The sequence below is a fragment of the Kitasatospora sp. NPDC059577 genome, assembly GCF_042735475.1.
In the GTDB taxonomy this organism is placed as follows: Bacteria; Actinomycetota; Actinomycetes; order Streptomycetales; family Streptomycetaceae; genus Kitasatospora.
Map to the genome: position 1 here is coordinate 24,799 of NZ_JBHWBZ010000041.1, position 16,988 is coordinate 41,786.

At 70.0% G+C, this 16,988-nt stretch carries 18 protein-coding genes and 1 pseudogene; 10 read left to right on the forward strand and 9 right to left on the reverse strand.

Features of this window, described 5'->3' with window-relative positions; genetic code table 11:
- Window positions 1–82: 82 nt before the first annotated feature.
- Window positions 83–925 (reverse strand): PH domain-containing protein, encoded by an 843-nt coding sequence (locus tag ACFV0O_RS27020; RefSeq protein WP_380346086.1) that lies wholly within the window; start codon window positions 923–925, stop codon window positions 83–85.
- Between the two features lie 682 nt (window positions 926–1,607).
- Between ACFV0O_RS27020 and ACFV0O_RS27025 the strand changes: the two genes are divergently transcribed.
- Window positions 1,608–2,156, forward strand: a complete 549-nt coding sequence (locus ACFV0O_RS27025) for an RICIN domain-containing protein (RefSeq protein WP_380346088.1) — start codon at window positions 1,608–1,610, stop codon at window positions 2,154–2,156.
- A 23-nt stretch (window positions 2,157–2,179) separates the two neighbouring features.
- Window positions 2,180–2,734: an RICIN domain-containing protein gene (locus tag ACFV0O_RS27030; protein ID WP_380346090.1), complete on the forward strand. Its 555-nt coding sequence runs from the start codon at window positions 2,180–2,182 to the stop codon at window positions 2,732–2,734.
- 278 nt (window positions 2,735–3,012) lie between these two features.
- Here ACFV0O_RS27030 and ACFV0O_RS27035 read toward each other — a convergent pair whose 3' ends face one another.
- Window positions 3,013–3,597: a hypothetical protein gene (locus ACFV0O_RS27035; protein ID WP_380346092.1), complete on the reverse strand. Its 585-nt coding sequence runs from the start codon at window positions 3,595–3,597 to the stop codon at window positions 3,013–3,015.
- Window positions 3,598–3,794: 197 nt separating this feature from the next.
- On the opposite strand from ACFV0O_RS27035, the pseudogene ACFV0O_RS27040 reads away from it, so the two are divergent.
- Window positions 3,795–4,735: pseudogene (locus ACFV0O_RS27040) on the forward strand (IS256 family transposase); the annotation flags it as partial.
- Between the two features lie 61 nt (window positions 4,736–4,796).
- On the forward strand, window positions 4,797–5,789 hold the full coding sequence (locus tag ACFV0O_RS27045) for a hypothetical protein (protein ID WP_380346094.1): 993 nt from the start codon (window positions 4,797–4,799) through the stop codon (window positions 5,787–5,789).
- Window positions 5,790–6,324: 535 nt separating this feature from the next.
- On the opposite strand, the gene ACFV0O_RS27050 is transcribed toward ACFV0O_RS27045, so the two are convergent.
- Window positions 6,325–7,626: a hypothetical protein gene (locus ACFV0O_RS27050; RefSeq protein WP_380346096.1), complete on the reverse strand. Its 1,302-nt coding sequence runs from the start codon at window positions 7,624–7,626 to the stop codon at window positions 6,325–6,327.
- 219 nt (window positions 7,627–7,845) lie between these two features.
- Here ACFV0O_RS27050 and ACFV0O_RS27055 point away from each other — a divergent pair, with 219 nt between their 5' ends.
- Window positions 7,846–8,520, forward strand: coding sequence for a DciA family protein (locus ACFV0O_RS27055; RefSeq protein ID WP_380346098.1), 675 nt, complete (start codon window positions 7,846–7,848; stop codon window positions 8,518–8,520).
- Between the two features lie 437 nt (window positions 8,521–8,957).
- On the opposite strand, the gene ACFV0O_RS27060 is transcribed toward ACFV0O_RS27055, so the two are convergent.
- From ACFV0O_RS27060 to ACFV0O_RS27070, 3 genes are all read right to left on the reverse strand, one after another.
- Window positions 8,958–9,776 (reverse strand): hypothetical protein, encoded by an 819-nt coding sequence (locus ACFV0O_RS27060; RefSeq protein ID WP_380346100.1) that lies wholly within the window; start codon window positions 9,774–9,776, stop codon window positions 8,958–8,960.
- A gap of 464 nt (window positions 9,777–10,240) precedes the next feature.
- Window positions 10,241–10,447, reverse strand: coding sequence for a hypothetical protein (locus ACFV0O_RS27065; protein WP_380346102.1), 207 nt, complete (start codon window positions 10,445–10,447; stop codon window positions 10,241–10,243).
- A gap of 429 nt (window positions 10,448–10,876) precedes the next feature.
- Complete coding sequence (locus ACFV0O_RS27070; protein ID WP_380346104.1) at window positions 10,877–11,230, reverse strand: beta/gamma crystallin domain-containing protein; 354 nt, start codon at window positions 11,228–11,230, stop codon at window positions 10,877–10,879.
- 426 nt (window positions 11,231–11,656) lie between these two features.
- Here ACFV0O_RS27070 and ACFV0O_RS27075 point away from each other — a divergent pair, with 426 nt between their 5' ends.
- From ACFV0O_RS27075 to ACFV0O_RS27090, 4 genes are all read left to right on the forward strand, one after another.
- The gene (locus tag ACFV0O_RS27075) at window positions 11,657–11,782 is read left to right on the forward strand and encodes a hypothetical protein (protein WP_380346106.1); all 126 of its coding nucleotides are present in this window, start codon (window positions 11,657–11,659) and stop codon (window positions 11,780–11,782) included.
- Between the two features lie 165 nt (window positions 11,783–11,947).
- Window positions 11,948–12,517: a hypothetical protein gene (locus ACFV0O_RS27080; protein WP_380346108.1), complete on the forward strand. Its 570-nt coding sequence runs from the start codon at window positions 11,948–11,950 to the stop codon at window positions 12,515–12,517.
- A gap of 359 nt (window positions 12,518–12,876) precedes the next feature.
- Entirely contained in the window at window positions 12,877–12,999 is a 123-nt protein-coding gene (locus ACFV0O_RS27085; RefSeq protein ID WP_380346110.1) for a hypothetical protein, read from the forward strand.
- 301 nt (window positions 13,000–13,300) lie between these two features.
- Window positions 13,301–13,729, forward strand: coding sequence for a hypothetical protein (locus ACFV0O_RS27090; protein ID WP_380346112.1), 429 nt, complete (start codon window positions 13,301–13,303; stop codon window positions 13,727–13,729).
- Window positions 13,730–13,823: 94 nt separating this feature from the next.
- Here the strand turns inward: ACFV0O_RS27090 and ACFV0O_RS27095 are convergent, their stop codons facing one another.
- From ACFV0O_RS27095 to ACFV0O_RS27105, 3 genes are all read right to left on the reverse strand, one after another.
- The gene (locus ACFV0O_RS27095; protein WP_380346114.1) at window positions 13,824–14,231 is read right to left on the reverse strand and encodes a hypothetical protein; all 408 of its coding nucleotides are present in this window, start codon (window positions 14,229–14,231) and stop codon (window positions 13,824–13,826) included.
- Between the two features lie 358 nt (window positions 14,232–14,589).
- The gene (locus ACFV0O_RS27100) at window positions 14,590–15,549 is read right to left on the reverse strand and encodes a hypothetical protein (RefSeq protein ID WP_380346116.1); all 960 of its coding nucleotides are present in this window, start codon (window positions 15,547–15,549) and stop codon (window positions 14,590–14,592) included.
- Window positions 15,550–15,639: 90 nt separating this feature from the next.
- Window positions 15,640–16,146: a hypothetical protein gene (locus tag ACFV0O_RS27105; RefSeq protein WP_380346118.1), complete on the reverse strand. Its 507-nt coding sequence runs from the start codon at window positions 16,144–16,146 to the stop codon at window positions 15,640–15,642.
- Between the two features lie 211 nt (window positions 16,147–16,357).
- On the opposite strand from ACFV0O_RS27105, the gene ACFV0O_RS27110 reads away from it, so the two are divergent.
- Window positions 16,358–16,939, forward strand: a complete 582-nt coding sequence (locus ACFV0O_RS27110; protein ID WP_380346120.1) for a TetR/AcrR family transcriptional regulator — start codon at window positions 16,358–16,360, stop codon at window positions 16,937–16,939.
- The last annotated feature ends 49 nt before the right edge of the window (window positions 16,940–16,988 follow it).

Genomic DNA, 16,988 nt, shown 5'->3' on the forward strand with positions numbered 1-16,988 from the left:
CACGCGCCCTTACCGCCGCGCCCGTGCCCCGCACGCCCGCGCTCGGATCCAGGCCCCCGCCGTCGTGCCGACGCCCACGGGGTCAGCGAAGCAGCGGCGCCGCTCCGTGCTCGCCGATCGCGGCTTCCAGGTCACGGGCGTGCCGCACGGCCTGCTCGCGGGAGACGAACGGCAGGGTGAGCGTGCGCGGCTCCGGGCCGCCGACCTCGACGGTCAGCCGGTAGCCCGGCTTCCTCCGCACCCGGCGCACGACGGCCGACACCAGCCGCCCCGCACCGATCAGCACGGCGGCCACGAGGCCGACGATGAGGCCGCCGGGCTGGACGGCGCCGGCCGTCCAGTCCTGGCGCACCCCGTCGGGCCCCCGCAGCCGCAACACCACCGGCACGCCGTCGGGCCCGACGACCGGCTCGTGCAGCGGCTGACCGGACATGCGGTCCGGATCCCCCGGGATGACGCCCAGCCGGGCGCCGTTCGCGTTCTCGCTCCTCTTCGCGTTCCCATCCCCGAGCCCGTCGGCCCGCAGTGCCAGGAGCCGGTGCCCGACCTCCTCCACGGCCTTCCGGTCCCGGCCGGTCGTCGAGTGCAGCAGCAACTCCTCACCGTCGCGCAGCCGCAGCACGATCGACCAGAAGTCGACCCCGTCGCTCCCCCGCCCCTCGCGGACCGCCACCTCCTCGACGTCCTGCCAGGGGGTGCGGCGAGCCCGCCCCAGCGACCGTGCGGTGATGCCGTTGCGGTCGATGACCAGCCCGGCCCGGGCCATCCGGACGCACCACACCGCACTGATCACCAGGAGCACGGCGGAGAACGCCTTCCCCCCGGGCGGCGCGGCGGACACCCCGGCGAGCGCGATCACCAGGTACAGCGCACCCGCGGCGACGAGCACCACTCTCGCGGGCTCAAGACTCTTGACCGGCTCCATCGGACCCCCGTGAACTCCTCCGACGACACACCACCACTGACGCGTCGCCAGATCGGACGACGCCCGCGCACTCCCGGTTCCCGGCCCGAGCCGGCCCCCTTCTCCGTGCGCGGGGGATCCGCTCTCCGCTGGAGAAGAAGGACACCGAGGACCAACTCGGCGCCCCAGCAGCGCATCAGACAACGTTTGCCCGGTCACGGGAGATCGCTTCATCGACCGGTGGGAGAGTGTGGCCATGGAGACGGCCGACCGCGCGCCGGCGGCGGACGCGACCGTGGTTGAAGAGCCGTGTCCCGACCGTGACCGTGCCGGTCACGAGGATGGGGAGCACCGTGCCGGGAACGACCGGCCACCTGCGAGCCGTGGCGCGGTCACCGGCCTGCATCTATGGCGTCCCCGTGCCGGCCGGTCTCCCCGCGGTCCTGATCACGACGCCAGTGACGTGCGGTGACGCAGACCTGAGCACGGGTACTCGGATGTGGGCTCAGGCGGTCCGTCGCCTGCCGCCCGACCCTGTTCGGCCTCACCGACTGGCCGGGCCGGGCGGCACACGGGGTGGGTGGACCTGTAACGGCGACCCCGCGCGGCCGTCCATCATCTGTCTACCGGTTCTTCGTACTTTTTCCTCACCTGGTCGGCGACGCGAGGGCGTCGCCCGCAGGACGAGAACGAGAGGAAGACAGTGAAGAAGAAGAAACTCGCCGGCACCTTGATGGCCGGCGCCGCACTGGCCGCCACCGTCACCATGGCCACGCCCGCCGACGCCGTGGTGCAGCAGGGCTGGGCGCACGTCCTGAACCTGGGCACCGGCCAGTACCTGGACGACTACGCGCACAACACCAGCCAGGGCGCCCCGGTGTACACCTACGCGCAGACCGGGCAGTCCAACCAGTGGTGGTGGGTGGCCAACAACGACGGCAACACGGTCACCTTCTCCTCCTACGAGACCCAGCAGTCCGGCGGCCTCGGCGCCTGGTGGTACCGCAACCTCACCCGCGACAGCGGCAACGGCGGCGTCCTCGGCCCCCAGCAGCGCTGGGGCGCAGGCATCGGCTTCGGCACCCTGCCCGGTGAGGAGCGCTGGTGGTACGCGAACGGTGACGCCGGGACGTACATCCACTCCAACGCCTGGAACGGCGACTGCCTGACCGCCCACGCCGGAAACCAGGTGACGGTCGAGGGCTGCCGCACCGGCGACCACACCCAGCAGTGGGTCATCAGCTACAGCTGACACACCAGAAGGGAAATCCCGTCGTGAAGAACATCAGAAGGATCCTCACCGCTGCCGGGCTGTCCTTGTCGGTCCTCGCCGGCGTGTTCGCCGTGGAGGCCCCCGCACAGGCAGCCGTGCCCCGGGGCTGGGTGCACGTCCTGAACATGGGCACCGGCCAGTACCTGGACGACTACGCGCACGACACCAGCCAGGGCGCCCCGGTGTACACCTACGCGCAGACCGGGCAGAGCAACCAGTGGTGGTACGTCACCATGACCTCCACCAACACCGTCGTCTTCTCGTCCTACGAGACGCAGACGTGCACCGACTTCTTCTGCACCACCAAGACCTACCAGAACCTGCGCCGCAGCTTCAACAACACCGGCGAGCTGTCCGAGAAGAACCCCTGGTACGACCCGTACGACAACACCGCGACCAGGTCGCGCTGGTTCTACGCGGCCGGCGACGCCGGGGCGTACATCCACTCCGCCGACGGCGACCAGGGCTGCCTGACCGCCCACGCCGGAAGCCAGGTGACGATCGAGGGCTGCCGCACGGGAGACCACAGCCAGCAGTGGGCCGTCATCTACAGCTGACCCGCTGCGGTGGGCCGCGTCCCGCACACCGGGCGCGGCCCACCCGCACGTGTCGATCACGCCTGCCGGATCGAGGCGTTCCCGCTCCGGCCCGTCCCCGCTCCGGCCCGTCCCTGCCGGGTGCGTCCTGTCGATTCGGACCGGCCGGGAGTGGCCGCCGGACACGATGCGCCCGGGTGTCCGACTCTGCCGGCCCGAGCCGGTCCCCGCGAACCGCGCCGCCCCGGCACACCGCGACGCCGTATGTGTCGGGGTCGGGCACCGACTCCGAGGTGGCCTCAGACGCCTGGCGGTAGGACCTCGATGATTTCGGCAATGCCGGCGGCTGGTCCGGCCTCGTGCATGGTGATCACATCGCCGGGCTTCAGATGCTGCCACTGCTCGGGTCGCAGGGGAGCCAGTCGGACATCGGCGGTCTCTCCCGGGCCGAGCTGCGGTGCGAACTCCACCCAGAGCCGCGCGATGTTCAGATCCTGCCGCCCGGCTGCGTCGCGGTGACCGATGTCCCACATGGGCCTGAGCCGGCCGTCTCCCGAGAAGGCGCTCCGGCGTCCGCCCTCGTCCGAGCCCAGCAGGGCCAGGGTCGCACGGATCGTGCCGTGCCGGACTTCCCAGCCCCGCCACTCGCACCAACGGCGGCTCCGGTCGAGCACCATCTGCCGAGCGGCCTCGGAGAGCATCTCCCAGAAGGTGATGGATACCGGATGGACATCCGCGATCTCGATGAGCATGTCGAGCGCCATCTCCCATTCCTGGAGCTCGATCTCCCCGCGAACGTCTTCGGCCGTCCGGCCGTTGTCCGCCACGGCGTCCTCGGGCAGGAGGTCGGTGGCTCGCCGAAGGAGTGTGAAGGCGTCATCCATGTGCTGGATTGTTGCCCGTCCCGGGCGCTTTGTCACAAGTGACCGGGCAGGACGCAGCGGCGCGCTACACGCCCGGACACCCGGCGCGGACGGAGCCCGACGTCGACGGGCGGGTGCGGACGGGAGGACGAGCTCGAACGGCTCCGGGCGCTGATCACCTCGGCGGTCCGGACCGGAAGCGGGAGTTCGGCCTGAACCGCAAGTCCCCGAAGATCGCCGAGGTGCTACCCCTGCTCTACCTGCACGGCCTGTCCTCGGGCGACTTCGTCCCGGCGATGGAACGGTTTCTCGGCTCCTCAGCCGGGCTGTCCCCAGCGACGGTGACCCGGCTGACCACCCAGTGGCAGGCCGATCATCAGGCGTTCCAGGAGCGTGACCTGTCCGGTACCGACTACGTCTACGTCTACGTCCGGGTCGATGGCATCCACCTGCGCATACGTCCGGACGAGGCCAAGGCCGCAGTCCTGGTGGTCATCGGAGTGCGCGCGGACGGCACCAAGGAACTGGTCGCGATGGTCGACGGCTACCGGGAGTCCTCGGAGTCCTGGGCCTCGCTGCTGCGGGACTGCGCGAGACGGGGCATGCGCGCGCCCGTGCTCGCGGTCGGCGACGGCGCACTCGGGTTTGGAAGGCCCTGCGCGAGGTCTTCGCCGGCACCCGCGAGCAGAAGTGCTGGGTTCACAAAACCGCCAACGTCCTAAACGTCCTGCCGAAGTCGGCCCGGCCGGCGGCGAAGAAGGCCCTGCGGGACCTCTACAACGCCGAGGACCGCGAACACACCGAGCAGGCCATCAAGGCCTTCGCCAAGCTCTACGGAGCGAAGTTCCCCAAGGCCGACAAGAAGATCACCGACGACCAGGACGTGCTGCTGGAGTTCTACGACTACCCGGCGGAGCACTGGATCCATCTGCGGACCACCGACCCGATCGAGTCGACCTCTGCCACCGTCCGGCTCCGCACCAAGGTCACCAAGGGCGCCGGCTCTCGCGCCGCCGGGCTCGCGATGGTGTTCAAGCTCGTCGAGTCGGCCCAGGCCCGCTGGCGGGCCGTCAATGGCGCCCACCTCGTGCCACTTGTCCGCGCTGGAGCCCGCTTCGAACGCGGAGCCCTGATCGAGCGTGACCGGGCGGCGGCATGATTGCCACGATGCGCGGAAGTCAACGGTCTCTCCGATGTCAGCCGGGCGATAATGGTCCGCCATGACGAGCGATGAGTACTCAGCCAGTCCGGCGCTGCGCCGGATTCTGGCTAAGGCAGGCGGACCGGAACTGTTGGATCTGCTGGCCAAGGGGTTGACCGGGACGGATCTGACCACGCTGCTGCTGGAAGTCTTCCGGCGCCGCGCCGATCGGCTCACCCCGGCCGAAGTGATGCGGCGCTATCGGACCGACCGGTTCGTGATCCCAGCCCCGACAGAGTTCGCGCAATTGCGACGAGCCGAAGACTCCCTGCTCTCGGCGCTGCCCGATGACTTCCAGATGCTCACCTTGGCCCCGCTCGTACCCCTGGCGGCGCATACAGCTGTCGCAACCGTCGACCCGCGCAAGGTCGTCGCCACCATCCGTGGCAGCGAGGTCGCAGCCGACCCGACCAACGCACTGGCCCTGGAGGCAGCCCAGCGGAGATCCCAGGCCCTGGCCGCCGATCCCCGCTCGGCCGTGCCAGTCCGGCTAGCCGCCAGCCAACGAATCGTGCGTGCCCAGCACTTCGGCGCGCCCGGTATGCTCGCCCACTTCCAACTATTCGCCCTGGTGACTGCCGGCCGGGACACCGGCAGCCGGACCTTCGAGCAACAGCACTTGGTCGAGCACCTACATTTCGCCGTCCGGGCGATGGCACGTGCCGGAGTAAGTCAGACCGAGATCCACATCACCTGCCTCGACGAGGCCGCCGCTCCGATCCTGGCGCGCACGCGCACAGAGCTGGCCGGAACACCGGGCGTTGACATCATCGACGATCCCAACCGGGTGACCGGACGCGGCTACTACACCGACCTGTGCTTCAAGATCTACGCCACCATCCACGGCCGGCAACTGGAGATCGCGGACGGGGGGTTTGTCGACTGGACCCAGTGCCTCACCGGAAACCAGAAAGAACGCCTCCTGATCAGCGGATTCGGCGTCGACCGACTCGCCACAACGCTGACGCCACCCACCGACACCGACCCGTCACCTCCGCGCCAGACCAGCTAGCAGATCCACAGGTATTGACAATTGCTCGACCATGGCCAGCAGGGGCAGGAGTTGGGTGACGTCGTTGCGGTTGCCGCCGGTCAGTGACAACGTCGGTCAGCTCGGAGGCGCTGACCTTGGCCGGTTGACCCCCGCGGGTGCGGGGAGGAGTGTGCTGGAGCCGGTGAAGGGCTTCATCGACGCGATGCTGCGCGGGGACCTGGACGGGCCGCCGAAACACAGAAGCACAGGATCGCGCGGATCATGGAGCGTCTGGCCGCGGAGCACGACTTCGAGCCAGGTGTCTTCCTTCCCGCCTGCCGCGGCCCGTACGCCGCCGCCAGCCAGGTGAACGGGCCGCGCGGGGCCGATCGCCGCCCGGCTGCTAGCCGGTGGCGCTGACCGGTGCCGGGACAACCCACTCGCGGGGTCCCTCGCCGCCATCGACCCCTGATCAGCTCGACTCCGCTGGCCGTGACTTCGCCGCGCGACCGCGCGGTGCCGGGGGCGCTGACAGCGCGGACGTCGCACAGCGCCCCGGGCGCGCCGATGGCCTTCACCGAGGCGGGCATGGCCTCAGGTCGCCGATGACTCCGATCCGGATGCCCAGCCATGGGTAGGTGTGGTTGAAGAACACGTTGTCCTGGGGCTGCAGTCCGACTGCCGACGGCCACATCTGGTACGCCGAGGCGTTGGAGATTCCGCCATGCAGCCGCCGCCAGACGCGCTTGGAGTTCTGTCCGGACGGGGGCGCCGTGATCGTGTCGGTCCATTCGACCGCGTTGCCGCCCTGGTCCAGGGTGCCCCACGGTGACGTCGTCCTGGCCTGGCCGACCGTACTGAGGCTGCCCTGGTAGACCTCGGCGTAGGCGCGGGGGTCGAGCCCGATCGGGTTGACGGTGGAGCACTCCTGCGGCCGGACCTGGGCCGGGCACCAGCTCGGTGCGGGCATGCCGGTGGCGTGGTAGGAGGCCAGTGGCTGGGTCGCGGCGTTGGTGACGTCGCCGGTGGCGGGATCGAGGACCGTGGGGTGCGGAGCAGTCGCTTCGCCGTCGCCGAACACTCCCGGGTTGGTCGGGTACTTCCAGTACGAGTAGGTGCCACCACCACGCGGGTCGTAGTAGGCGGCCTTGATCCACTCGTCCTGGCTCGGCAGCACGAAACCGGAGTCGCGGGTTCTGGCTGCGTCCGGGCGAGCGAGGTCGTACATGCCGTCCTCGGTCCGCGGCGACAGTTCGACCCGGTAACTGACGTAGTGGAAGTCTCCGCTGGTGCTGGTGGTTGTCGAGAGCAGCCGACCGTTGAAGAGCGAGTTGACGAAGCGCGCGGCTCTCAGGAAGTCCGCGAATCCGTAGGGCTTGTCCGCCCACTGCGGGTAGGCCACCGAGTAGTGCCGGCCGGCGCCGGCACCGGAGGAGAAGTTGATCTGCCCGTACTTCGGCCACAGCGTCGAGCTCTCGGTCTCGTCGTAGAGGCCGTGGGGGTCGCGTCCGTTCGGATCGGCCGTGTTCAGGAACGCCACCCACTGTTCAACCGTGACCTCGAACTGCCCGATCTGGTAGGGGTAGCCGACGCCGCCGACCATCAGGCAGTCACCCAAGGTGGCGGGGGCGTCGGCACACGACTGGTAGACGGCGTCCGTGAACGGCACGACACCAACCGCGGGATTGCCGGGCGAGCCGACCACCGCGGTGGTCATCGTGACCACCGCGCCCGCGCCCACGGCGCTCCCGGGCAAAGGCTCCCCGGCGGCAGCCGCACCGGTGCCGGCCAGGGCGGCCGGGGCCAGCAGCGCCGAGGTCCCGCAGATCGCCGTAACGGCCCGGCGCAGGCGAGATCGGCTGGAAACGAATGGCATGGGGGCACACATCCTCTTCGGCCACGGGACCCGCCCCGACACCAGGACGGCATCGAGCGGTCTGGACGATCCACTTGTGACCGAATGTATCTGCATAACTACTCCACGCACTCGATTGGCGTGCACAACCGGCGCAGACACCCGAGTAGCCCCTCGAACCGATGGCGCCTCACCTCTCGGGCACGCTAGCGGACGGGGCCGTGGCCACGCTGGTTGCGGGTGGCGGGCGGCGCGCACCAGCGGCAATGCCCCGTCCACCGCACTGCCCGGCAGACCACGGTCGCGCAGCGGCGCGGCCCGCGCGAACCCGAACCGATCGCCGACGTGTTCCTCGCCCTGGTCGCCGCCCACGGCTGGACCCTCGGCACCGCCGGCGGAGGCTTGCGCGACCACTGGCCCACCATCGTCGGCCCCGCCGCCGCCCACTGGCACCTCGCCGGCTACGACCCCACCACCCGCCGCCTACGCGTCGCCGCCGACTCCCCGCCCTGGGCCGCCCAGCTGCGCTACCAGACCCGATACATCCTCACCGCCCTCGACCAGCTAGGCCCCGGCACCGTGACTGCCATCGATGTCCGCGCCGGCCCCGCTCCCGTGGTGCAACACGACCAGGACCCCGACGACCGGCCCACCCGCCGCGACGAGCGGCCCGCCGCGCGGCCGGCCCGGCTCCCGCTCGCCGACGACCCGCGCGAACGCATGATCACCCAGAAGATGCCCGGCACGGTCGCCCAGCGCCTGTACGCGGCCCGCGACGCCGGCGCCCCCCGGGCCCAGCAGGAGGCGATCCTCGCCCAGGCCCTCGGCGAGCACTACTTCAAGGACGGCGGCCGCCGCGCCACCGGCCTCGACGTCGAACTCAACGACATCGCCTGGATGGACATCGAGCTGTAGTCCCAGGGCCGGCCACGGGTCGTCACAGGCACCTGTGACTGAGCGCTTCAGCTAGCCAGTGAGCCGTTGAGTCGGCCACCTGAGTGGCTGGTGGTCCCGTGGTCGTTGGACCACCAGCGCGCCGTTGTCAGTGATACCGGATACGGTGCGGCTCGTTGGGCCGGACGGAGATCGTGAGGGACTCGCGGCCATGAGGGGTGGGTGGGAAGGTCCCCGGCATCCAGCTCGGGACTGGATTGGTATCCGCGTCCCCACCCCCCGTCTCTATTGAGCCGGGACACGAGAATTGGAACCAGGGCCGTGCGCTGACCTGGCGATTCTGAGCTTGCGGGACACGCTTGCTGGAACCACCTGGTCATGCTTCTTGCAACCCGTGGTGGCCTGCCATTCACGTTGGAACCGGCGAGATCCGCAGCGGAGCGTCTGGCGGCGCCCTGTCAGGAGCGGCCGAACCAGCGGCGCTTTGGCCGGGGCTGGGGAGCGGCGTCCTTCGTCGGGGCCGTAGACGGGTCGTCGTACTCGCGGGAGATCACCTGGACCTGGCCCGACTCGGGGTCGTGGCGCACGGTGTCCAGGCCCTGGTGGTCGAGCTCGGCGATGGTTTCGGCGTGGGTGGTGGTGTTCAGGGCGAGCATCCCGACCTTCGAGTGCTTCGGGCCGAGCTCCACCTCCTCGCGGAGCAGGATCTGCATCAGGCGGTTGGCGGAGGCCGATGGCAGGTCCTCGTCCACGGCCACGTGCAGCATCAGTTGTTCCTCGCCGCTGGTCGGCCACCGGACGTGCGCCACCCACGCCGAGCGGACGGCGGGGAACTCGCGGACCCGTCGAGCCAGTGCGTCTCGCAGGGCGACCGCCACCGGGTCGGTGGACCAGTCGAGCTTCATCTCCGCCCCGGACCCGTAGGTCGCCCAGTCCCGCAGCACCTGCTCGGGAAAGATCGCCTGTCCGTTTCCGGAGCGGACCCCGAGCACGGCGACGCCGGTCTTCTCCAGGATGTCCCTCAGTCGCGCCGCGTCGCAGTGCACCATCCCGGCGGCCGCCGGCAGCAGTTGCGTGCCGAGCGCCGCGTTGGTGAACCCGAGCAGCGTGGGCGACTGCTTGTCGTCGGGGAGGAACATCACCGATCCGGTGTCGGTGACGGGAACGAACGCCCCGCCCTCGAACAGCGCGGTGAGCACCGCCTCCGGCGCGGGCTCGTGCCCGTCCGCACGACGGTCGAGAAGGTCGGCGAGACTTACGTTCGAATGCTCGATCACGCGTGCAGCGTAGTGCCCGGACGGCCACCGCCGGCCCCGCCCCATCGGCATCCGACCGGCGCTCCGGTTCCAACAGTCGTGACCGAGTTCCGACTGACGTGTCACGGCTCATCTATCGGCCTGGCCAGTCGTCGCTCAACTGGCCAACCCCCACCGCTCACTGGCCAACTAAAGCGCCCAGTCACAGCACCGGGGCCGGGGACGCCGAGCCGGCGCATGGCGTGCCCGCACCGCCGCAGGCGTCACCAGGGCCATCGAGACGACCTGCATTCAGGGCCCGGGTTTCAGGAGGGGAACGGGGCTGGGCGTGGCGAGGTAGGACGGAATTCAGCTGCGATGAGGATCCGGGCCCAGGTACTTCTCCCACAGCGGCGTCCGGTCGGAGCTGCGCCGGTAGCGGTCGCCGCGTCGGTTCGGCGTGCATCGGCCTCGCGTGAGCAGTCCGGAGCTGTCACGCGCCCGGGTCACATCTTGTGCACCTCGACCGAGAAGCCACGGGCGAGGACGCCATTCAGGTGTTCCGCGTGGGCGCCAAGCCACTGCTCGGTAGGGACGCCCGGGGCGCTGATCCCAAGGAGTACATAGTCGTCGGAGTTGGCGGTGCTCTGGCCACAGGTACAGCACAAGAGACGCTCGACCATGGTGTTCGCGGGGCTTGCGACGTTGGGCACGAGCGGCAGAGTAACGCGCGCAGGTCGTTTGGTGCGGGGGATTATCGCTCTCGGAGGTCCGGGTCAGCCGCTGGATCAGCCGTCGGCTGCTCCGGCTGCCTGCTTCGGCGACGCCACCCCACCGCTGGGGCCGTCGGCTGCCAGGCCGCGGCGCTGGACGGGCCGCCTGGGCACGCAGGACGCCGAGCCGCTCGCCATGGCCTGCTCGAAGCCCAGGCCTGGCCCGTTTCCTCGGCCCGCTCCAAGGAGGCCCTGGTGTTTCCGGTGGCATTTCTGGGGCGGCGCCAGCCTGGCCGCCGCCCCGCCGCGTTCGGTGGCCCGCTGCGGCGCCGGTCTGTCGCCGGCTGAACCGCCCCGCACACACCCCGCCGACCCGGCCGGCCAAACCGAACGCAAGGCTTGCGGCTCAACTCATTCTGAAACGATCAGTTACTCGATCTTGATCCACTCGATCTTGTACGCCACGAAGGGCTCCTTCCACGTGTCACTTCCGGAGCGCAGGGGGTAGGTACTCCACTTGCCGATGCCGAACTCGATCGCCGGGTCGTTGATTCCGGGCTTGTACCGGACCCTCACGACGTTGTTGCCGGAAGCGACGTAGGAGACTCCGTAGATGGCGACATTCTGTTCACCGGCGTTCGCGAAGCAGATGGATCCGCCCGGAGCCTGGATGCTGAACACCTTGAAGAGGTCGGTCCTCGCCCCGCAGCCCGTCCGGGTGAGGGCGTGTGCGGGAATGGCGGTCGCGACGGTGGTCAGCAGCGCCAGGGCTGCTCCACCCACCCCGCGTACAAGGCCGCGACTTATCTGACGTTTCATCACAAGGTCCTCTGGTTGGGTTTGGGAGTGACGTAGATCTGCTGGTTTCACGCGGTGGCAGCGCAGCAGGGTTGCCCGCTCGGTCCCGTGATTTGCCCGAGGTCGGTCCGGAGGAACTGACGCTGTCTCAATTTCTGCAACACCGGCAACGGGCGCGCCGAGCACTGCCTCGCAGTCTGGAGACCGAGGTGGCTGCATAGGTGGGTACCGAGACCACTTGTCGGCTGGTCTGGAGAGTGCTGGTCGTCCGTGCGCGTGGGGAATGTTGGTGAGCTCTTGCAGCACCGGTTGCCGCCGCGGGCGAGGCCCGTGCGCACTGGCAGACCGAAGCCCTCCGCCTTCAGCAGGTAGCTTGCCGGCGGCCACGCGGACCGCACCTGGGACAAGCGGATGCGCGAGCTGATCCGACCCGATGTCCTCATCCTGGACGACTTCGCGACCGACTTCACCACCGAGCAGGCCGCGACCGACATCGGGGCCACCTGGAGCCGGTACTCCGCTGAGCGTTGGCGATGATGGCGCTCTCCGAAACTGGCTCCGACCGTGCCTGCGTGAACGGAGCCGAGTCGCACCCCGTCAGGCCGTGGGCTGGCCGTTGACGTGGTACTCCTCGGAGGGCAGCGAGTCCCATTCGGTATGGTGGCCCGGCGACTGGCGGCCGCATCTTCCAGCGAGCGCACAGTGTTCGCGGCCGGCGTTGCTGAGCGGCTGCTGGGTGCGCACGAGGCGATGCCCGAGAACGAGCAGGCGCCCTTCATCCTGAGCCTGCGTCCGCTGCTGAACTCCGTCTGGGAGGGCGCGTTGGGCGACACCACGGCCTTCAAGGCCGTCAACCGGGCGATGGCCGACTACATGCTCAGCGAGTACTGTCACAACGACGGCCAGGATGGCCCCGACGACGCCGTCGAGGACGCCGCCGCGACGGTGCTGCTCGCAGCGGACACCTACCTGCACGGAGTCGCGGAGTTCGCCGTCTGGGCCAGCCGTCGCGCGGTGGAGATCGTTCGTCGGCGTGCCGAGTCGCATTCGCCCGAGCAGCTCCTCGCACACCTCCACGACGGGGCGGACCTTCCGGACCCGGAGAAGGCGCTTGTCCCGGATCTGCTCGTGGAACTCCGCCGCCAGCTTTGCGATCTCGACCTGATCGCGGGCCGGGCCGAGGACCTTCGATACTCCCGGCTGGGGCTTCCGATCGACGTCTCGATCCGCCTGCGCGTCGAGCTGCGTGGTCCGCTCTCGGTGCGGGACTGAGCGGCCCGGGCCAGGTTCGCCAGGACGCCTTCGGGTCATGCGGTAGCTGCCTCTGTCAGCGGGGCGGCTGCGGGAATGGCGGTGTTCTCGTCGAACCGTTCGTGGTGCTGGAGGCAGTTGCGGAGCTGTCTGGGCAGGCGGTTGAAGAGATGGCGTTGGGCGGCGGCGTGCCAGTGACACCGTCGTGCAGCACGGCGGCGACATCCTGGTGCAGCACAGCGCGTCACCCTGCTGCAGTGCGACGACATCCTGGTGCAGCAGCGGCGACACCGTCGTGCAGAACCCCCTGAGCCCACCGGCGGCGGTGTTTGCCGCAGCCGCGGTCGCCGATGCTCCCGTTCGTGGCGGACAGTCCCGGGATGGCCACGCGCCTGCGCTGGACCTTCGCCGTGATGGGCGCGGTCTCGCTCGCCACGATCCGTCAAGACGTCGCGGCGCAGATCAACGAGGTCTTCGGTCGTGCCGTTTCCTGGGGCAAGTGACCCACGAGCAGAGGCATCCCCCGATCCGACACGCACAGTCCAGGCCGTTCCCGGCGGGCACCGCTCCGCTGCCGGCCCGGGAGGATCCGGCCGAGCGGAGCGCGTGCTTCCGGCTGGACGCTGCCGGGCCGGGTGCGGCCGGTCACCCTCCCACACCCTACCGGCCAGTAGACATGCCGTCACCAAGCGAACACAGAAGGTAGTCTGGCGCCCCGGCAAAACAGCGGCGGACCCTTCGAAGTGCCCAAGAGGAGCGGCCCGCAACGGACTTCATCACCCACCATCCGAGGGGCCACCCACAGTGACCGGTCACCATCCCCGCACGGACGAGGGCCTCGACGCCCCCTTGCCGGAGAGCGCGTACGCCGCAGCCCTGGGACCGGCGGCCGAGAACACCGCGGTGACCCGCCTGCAGACCGCCCTCAGACACGACGGCGAGTACCCACGCGCCTCCCTGGAACGGGAGTTCCGGCTGCGCCGGGCGGCGCTGGCCGACCGCCTGGCGCTGCAGAGCGACGACGAGCAAGACGTCACCGAGGCCGCGCGTACCGCGTACGAGCTGCTCGCCTTCGACCTGACCGACGGCCGGTTCGTCCTGGGTCCGGCCGGGCCCGGCTCGTCCACGTGGGAGACATCCGCGCGGCCGTATGTCCGCCAGGAGTACGAGAGGTGGGCGGAGCTGACCGACGGCGGCCGGGACGCCTGCGTGAAGAACCCGGGCAGCCGCTGACCCCCGGCCCCGGCCGGATCGTCCTCGGCATGCAAACATCGCTGTTTCCCGCGAGTGGCCCGGTCGGCGTTGCCGACGGCGGTGGCTCGGTTCGCTACGAGGCGGTGCGGTGGGATCGTGCGGCCTGTTCGAGGGCGTGTTGGAGCTGGTCGCGGGTCATGGTGGAGCGGTGGGGGATGTCGAGGTCGGTGGCGCGCTGGTAGAGCTCGGCCTTGGTGAGCTGGGCCAGCCGGCGCTTGCCGGTCGCGCTGGTGCGTTTGCCCGCGGCAGCGGTGCGCTTCGACGTGGTCGTGGAAGTGGTCTTGACCGCGGTCGTCTTGCCGGTGCCGGTGCCGGTGCCGGTGCCGGTGCCGGTGCTGGTGCTGGTGCCGGTGCCGGTGGTCTTGGTGGAGGTGCTCTTCTTGCCGCCGGTCTGCTTGGGGGAGTGGCCGGGCGGAGGGGGCCTGACGGGCGGGCTCGGTGGATCGGGGCTACCAGAAGCGCGGGCGGGCGGGCAGTGCATGGGCCTGGCCGGCAGACCTTTCCCCCTGGCTCTGTCGGCCGGGTCCTGGGCGTACGGCCCCGACCACCTGAGCCCTGAGGGCGCCCCGGATGCGGTCCGGCGCGCGCCCCCGGTCAGGTGAGCCGGACGGTCTGGTCGCAGTGCGGGCACACGAGCCTCACCGAACACAGCGCCGGCGCATCACCCCCGCCCGGCTCCACGGCACACGCCGGGGGCCCACCCCCGACACCAGTGCCCCGAGGAAGAAGGTGCGACGGTAGCCGGTAGGTCAAGCCATGGTCCGCTTGATGGCCCACCGGTGGCGGCCCAGCACCTGGCTCGGCTCGACGCTCCTGCGGCGATCCGCCGCAGGGGCGGGTCAGGAATCGACGCCCCAGTCCCGGTCGAACAGCTGCTTGAGTCGGGCTGCTTCGTCGTCCAGGGTGGCTTTGACCTTCCGCATGGTCTCGCTGTCCCGATTGATCGCGGAGTTCTGCAGATCCGACTCCACCGCGAACCAGATACCGATCAGATTGGTCTCGTGCTTGCAGGCGATGTCGGCGTCGCCCCGAACGATCTCGGCCTCGCTCGGTGGCTGGTCCGCAGCCATCGCAAGGCCCTCGGAGGCGCGCAGGGGAGTGGCCACGTCGTGGCCCCGGCCCTTCATGCAGGACGACCAGGCGGCGATGGCTGCGGTCACCCGGGGATCGGCCTGGGAGTCCTCGAAGGACTTGGCCTTGAGTGTGGCGACGATCCCCTGTTCGCCGTTGCCGGGGCCGAGCGGTCCGGCGGCTGCGGCCGGGAGGATCCGGTCGAGCTCCGTGAGGCAGCCGTGTTCGGGCAGCGGCTTTCCGGCGAAGCTCGACACCCGGTTCCGGGTCCGGGGGTCGACGCCTGTCAGGACGGTCTGTGCGTCGAGCGGGAGTTTGCCGATCGGCGTGGTTTTGCGCGGGTCGGCGGTCTCCGGGAGGTGATAGCCCCACCGGTGTGTCTCTTCGGCGTCGCTGATGCCGTATCGGCGCTTCATGGTCTCGAACGCTCCGGCCGGCGTCCGGTCCGGTCGGGCCGGCACCGGGTAGTCCTGCCCGTACCGCTTCATGCAGGCGCCGGTCGCGGCCTGCTGGACCCAGTTGAACTGTACCGACTGCGTGGGCGAGAGCATGTAGGCCTCGACCGGCAGGTGCAGTTCCGCCGTTCCGGCGGCGACGGTCGGGGTGGCAACCGGCTGCGGGGGAGCGAGCGCGCCGGTAGTGGTGGAGGTGCAGCCGGCCGCGGCCAGCAGGAGGAGAGCAGCGCCGCTCCGGCAGTGGCGCGGTCGTACGGCCGGGCGGCGCTTCATGGTGCCCTATCGGTCGATGAGGTCGGTACGGAGCGCTGCCGCCGGGCAGGCGGCCCGGCGGCAGCACCCATTCAGGCAAACCGGCGGGGGTCAGCAGACGGCGCCGATGCTCTCTTCCTTGTTCTTCACGGTGGACGTGAGGTTGCCGCCACGGCCGGCAGGGACGTAGTTCGCATCGCCGGTGAGCCACGCTCCGGAGTAGACCCCGACGGCGCAGCCGCCCTCGACGGCCTCGACGCTCGCGGCATCGTGCCAGACGGCCGCTCCGGCACCGTTCGAGCCGTAGCCGTCGTTGTGGAAGTATTCGCCCCCGAGGGAGTACACCTTCCCGGACGAGGACAACCAAATGGCACCCTCGGCACCACTGTTGTAGTACAGGCAGAAGAAAGTCGCCTCGTCGCTGCCGACGGTGCAGCGGAACGGTGTCGAGACTGTGCTCCAGCCATTGATCCATGTCCCCGACGCGTGCGCCTGGCTGGTGCTGGTGATGAGGCCGGTTCCGGCGAGTGCCACGGCGACGGCCGTGCTGCCCGCCCGTCTGCCGAGCTTCCTGCGCACCGAGCCGGCGCGGCCGCTGTCGGACGCGATGGTCTTCATTGGTCCCCCTGTGCGTGGGCCGGTTGGTCAGTCCCCCGGCGTTTCCGGCGCGAGGCGTTCCCCCGTGACGGAAACGGCCTTCCCTCGTACGGCAACCCGCACCGTCTCGTCTCGTGACGTACCGTCTCGTCTCGCCTCGCGGGAACCATGTTCCCCGGACAAGACGATCACGTCAAGACGGTACGTGACGTCTCGTGGAATAATCCGGACCATGCCGCCAGCCCCGAATCCGGACCTCCGCAACCAGCGCGCCCACCGCGCCATCCTCGACGCCGCCCTCGAAATCGCCGTGAGCGACGGCTACGCCCGGGTCACCATCGAGGGCATCGCCCACACCGCCGGGGTCGGGAAACAGACCATCTACCGCTGGTGGCCCAGCAAGGCCGCCGTCGTCCTCGAAGCCCTCAACGACCGCACCGGGCCCTTCTCCGGCGTCCCGGACACCGGCGACATCACCGCCGACATCACCGCCGCCGCACAAGGAGTCATCCGGGCCCTCGGCGCCGACCTCGGAATCATCTGGCGCGGCCTGGTCGCCGACGCCCAGAGCGACCCCCGACTCGCCGAAGACCTCCGCACCGACTTCCTCGAACCCCGCAACAAGGCCTGGCAGGACCGCCTCGACCAGGCCGTCACAGCCGGCGAACTGCGCACCGACGTCCCGACCCGAACCATGGTCGAACTCCTCTTCGGACCCGTCTACTACCGCCTCCTGCTCGGAACCGGCCCACTCGACCCGGACGACACCGCCGCCCGCATCGACTATCTCCTCAACGGCCTCAGACGACGCTGACCACGGGAACAGGCGGGCGCGCAGCGAATCCCGCACCACCAGCGGCGCG

Excerpts from the sequence above, each read along its gene's own strand:
- ACFV0O_RS27085 (WP_380346110.1), top strand. The coding sequence starts at position 12,877 with ATGGCCACGCGCCTGCGCTGGACCTTCGCCGTGATGGGCGCGGTCTCG.
- ACFV0O_RS27045 (WP_380346094.1), top strand. The coding sequence starts at position 4,797 with ATGACGAGCGATGAGTACTCAGCCAGTCCGGCGCTGCGCCGGATTCTG.
- ACFV0O_RS27095 (WP_380346114.1), bottom strand. The coding sequence starts at position 14,231 with ATGCACTGCCCGCCCGCCCGCGCTTCTGGTAGCCCCGATCCACCGAGC.
- ACFV0O_RS27035 (WP_380346092.1), bottom strand. The coding sequence starts at position 3,597 with ATGGATGACGCCTTCACACTCCTTCGGCGAGCCACCGACCTCCTGCCC.
- ACFV0O_RS27100 (WP_380346116.1), bottom strand. The coding sequence starts at position 15,549 with ATGAAGCGCCGCCCGGCCGTACGACCGCGCCACTGCCGGAGCGGCGCT.
- ACFV0O_RS27020 (WP_380346086.1), bottom strand. The coding sequence starts at position 925 with ATGGAGCCGGTCAAGAGTCTTGAGCCCGCGAGAGTGGTGCTCGTCGCC.
- ACFV0O_RS27110 (WP_380346120.1), top strand. The coding sequence starts at position 16,358 with ATGCCGCCAGCCCCGAATCCGGACCTCCGCAACCAGCGCGCCCACCGC.
- ACFV0O_RS27105 (WP_380346118.1), bottom strand. The coding sequence starts at position 16,146 with ATGAAGACCATCGCGTCCGACAGCGGCCGCGCCGGCTCGGTGCGCAGG.
- ACFV0O_RS27050 (WP_380346096.1), bottom strand. The coding sequence starts at position 7,626 with ATGCCATTCGTTTCCAGCCGATCTCGCCTGCGCCGGGCCGTTACGGCG.
- ACFV0O_RS27075 (WP_380346106.1), top strand. The coding sequence starts at position 11,657 with ATGCGCGAGCTGATCCGACCCGATGTCCTCATCCTGGACGACTTCGCG.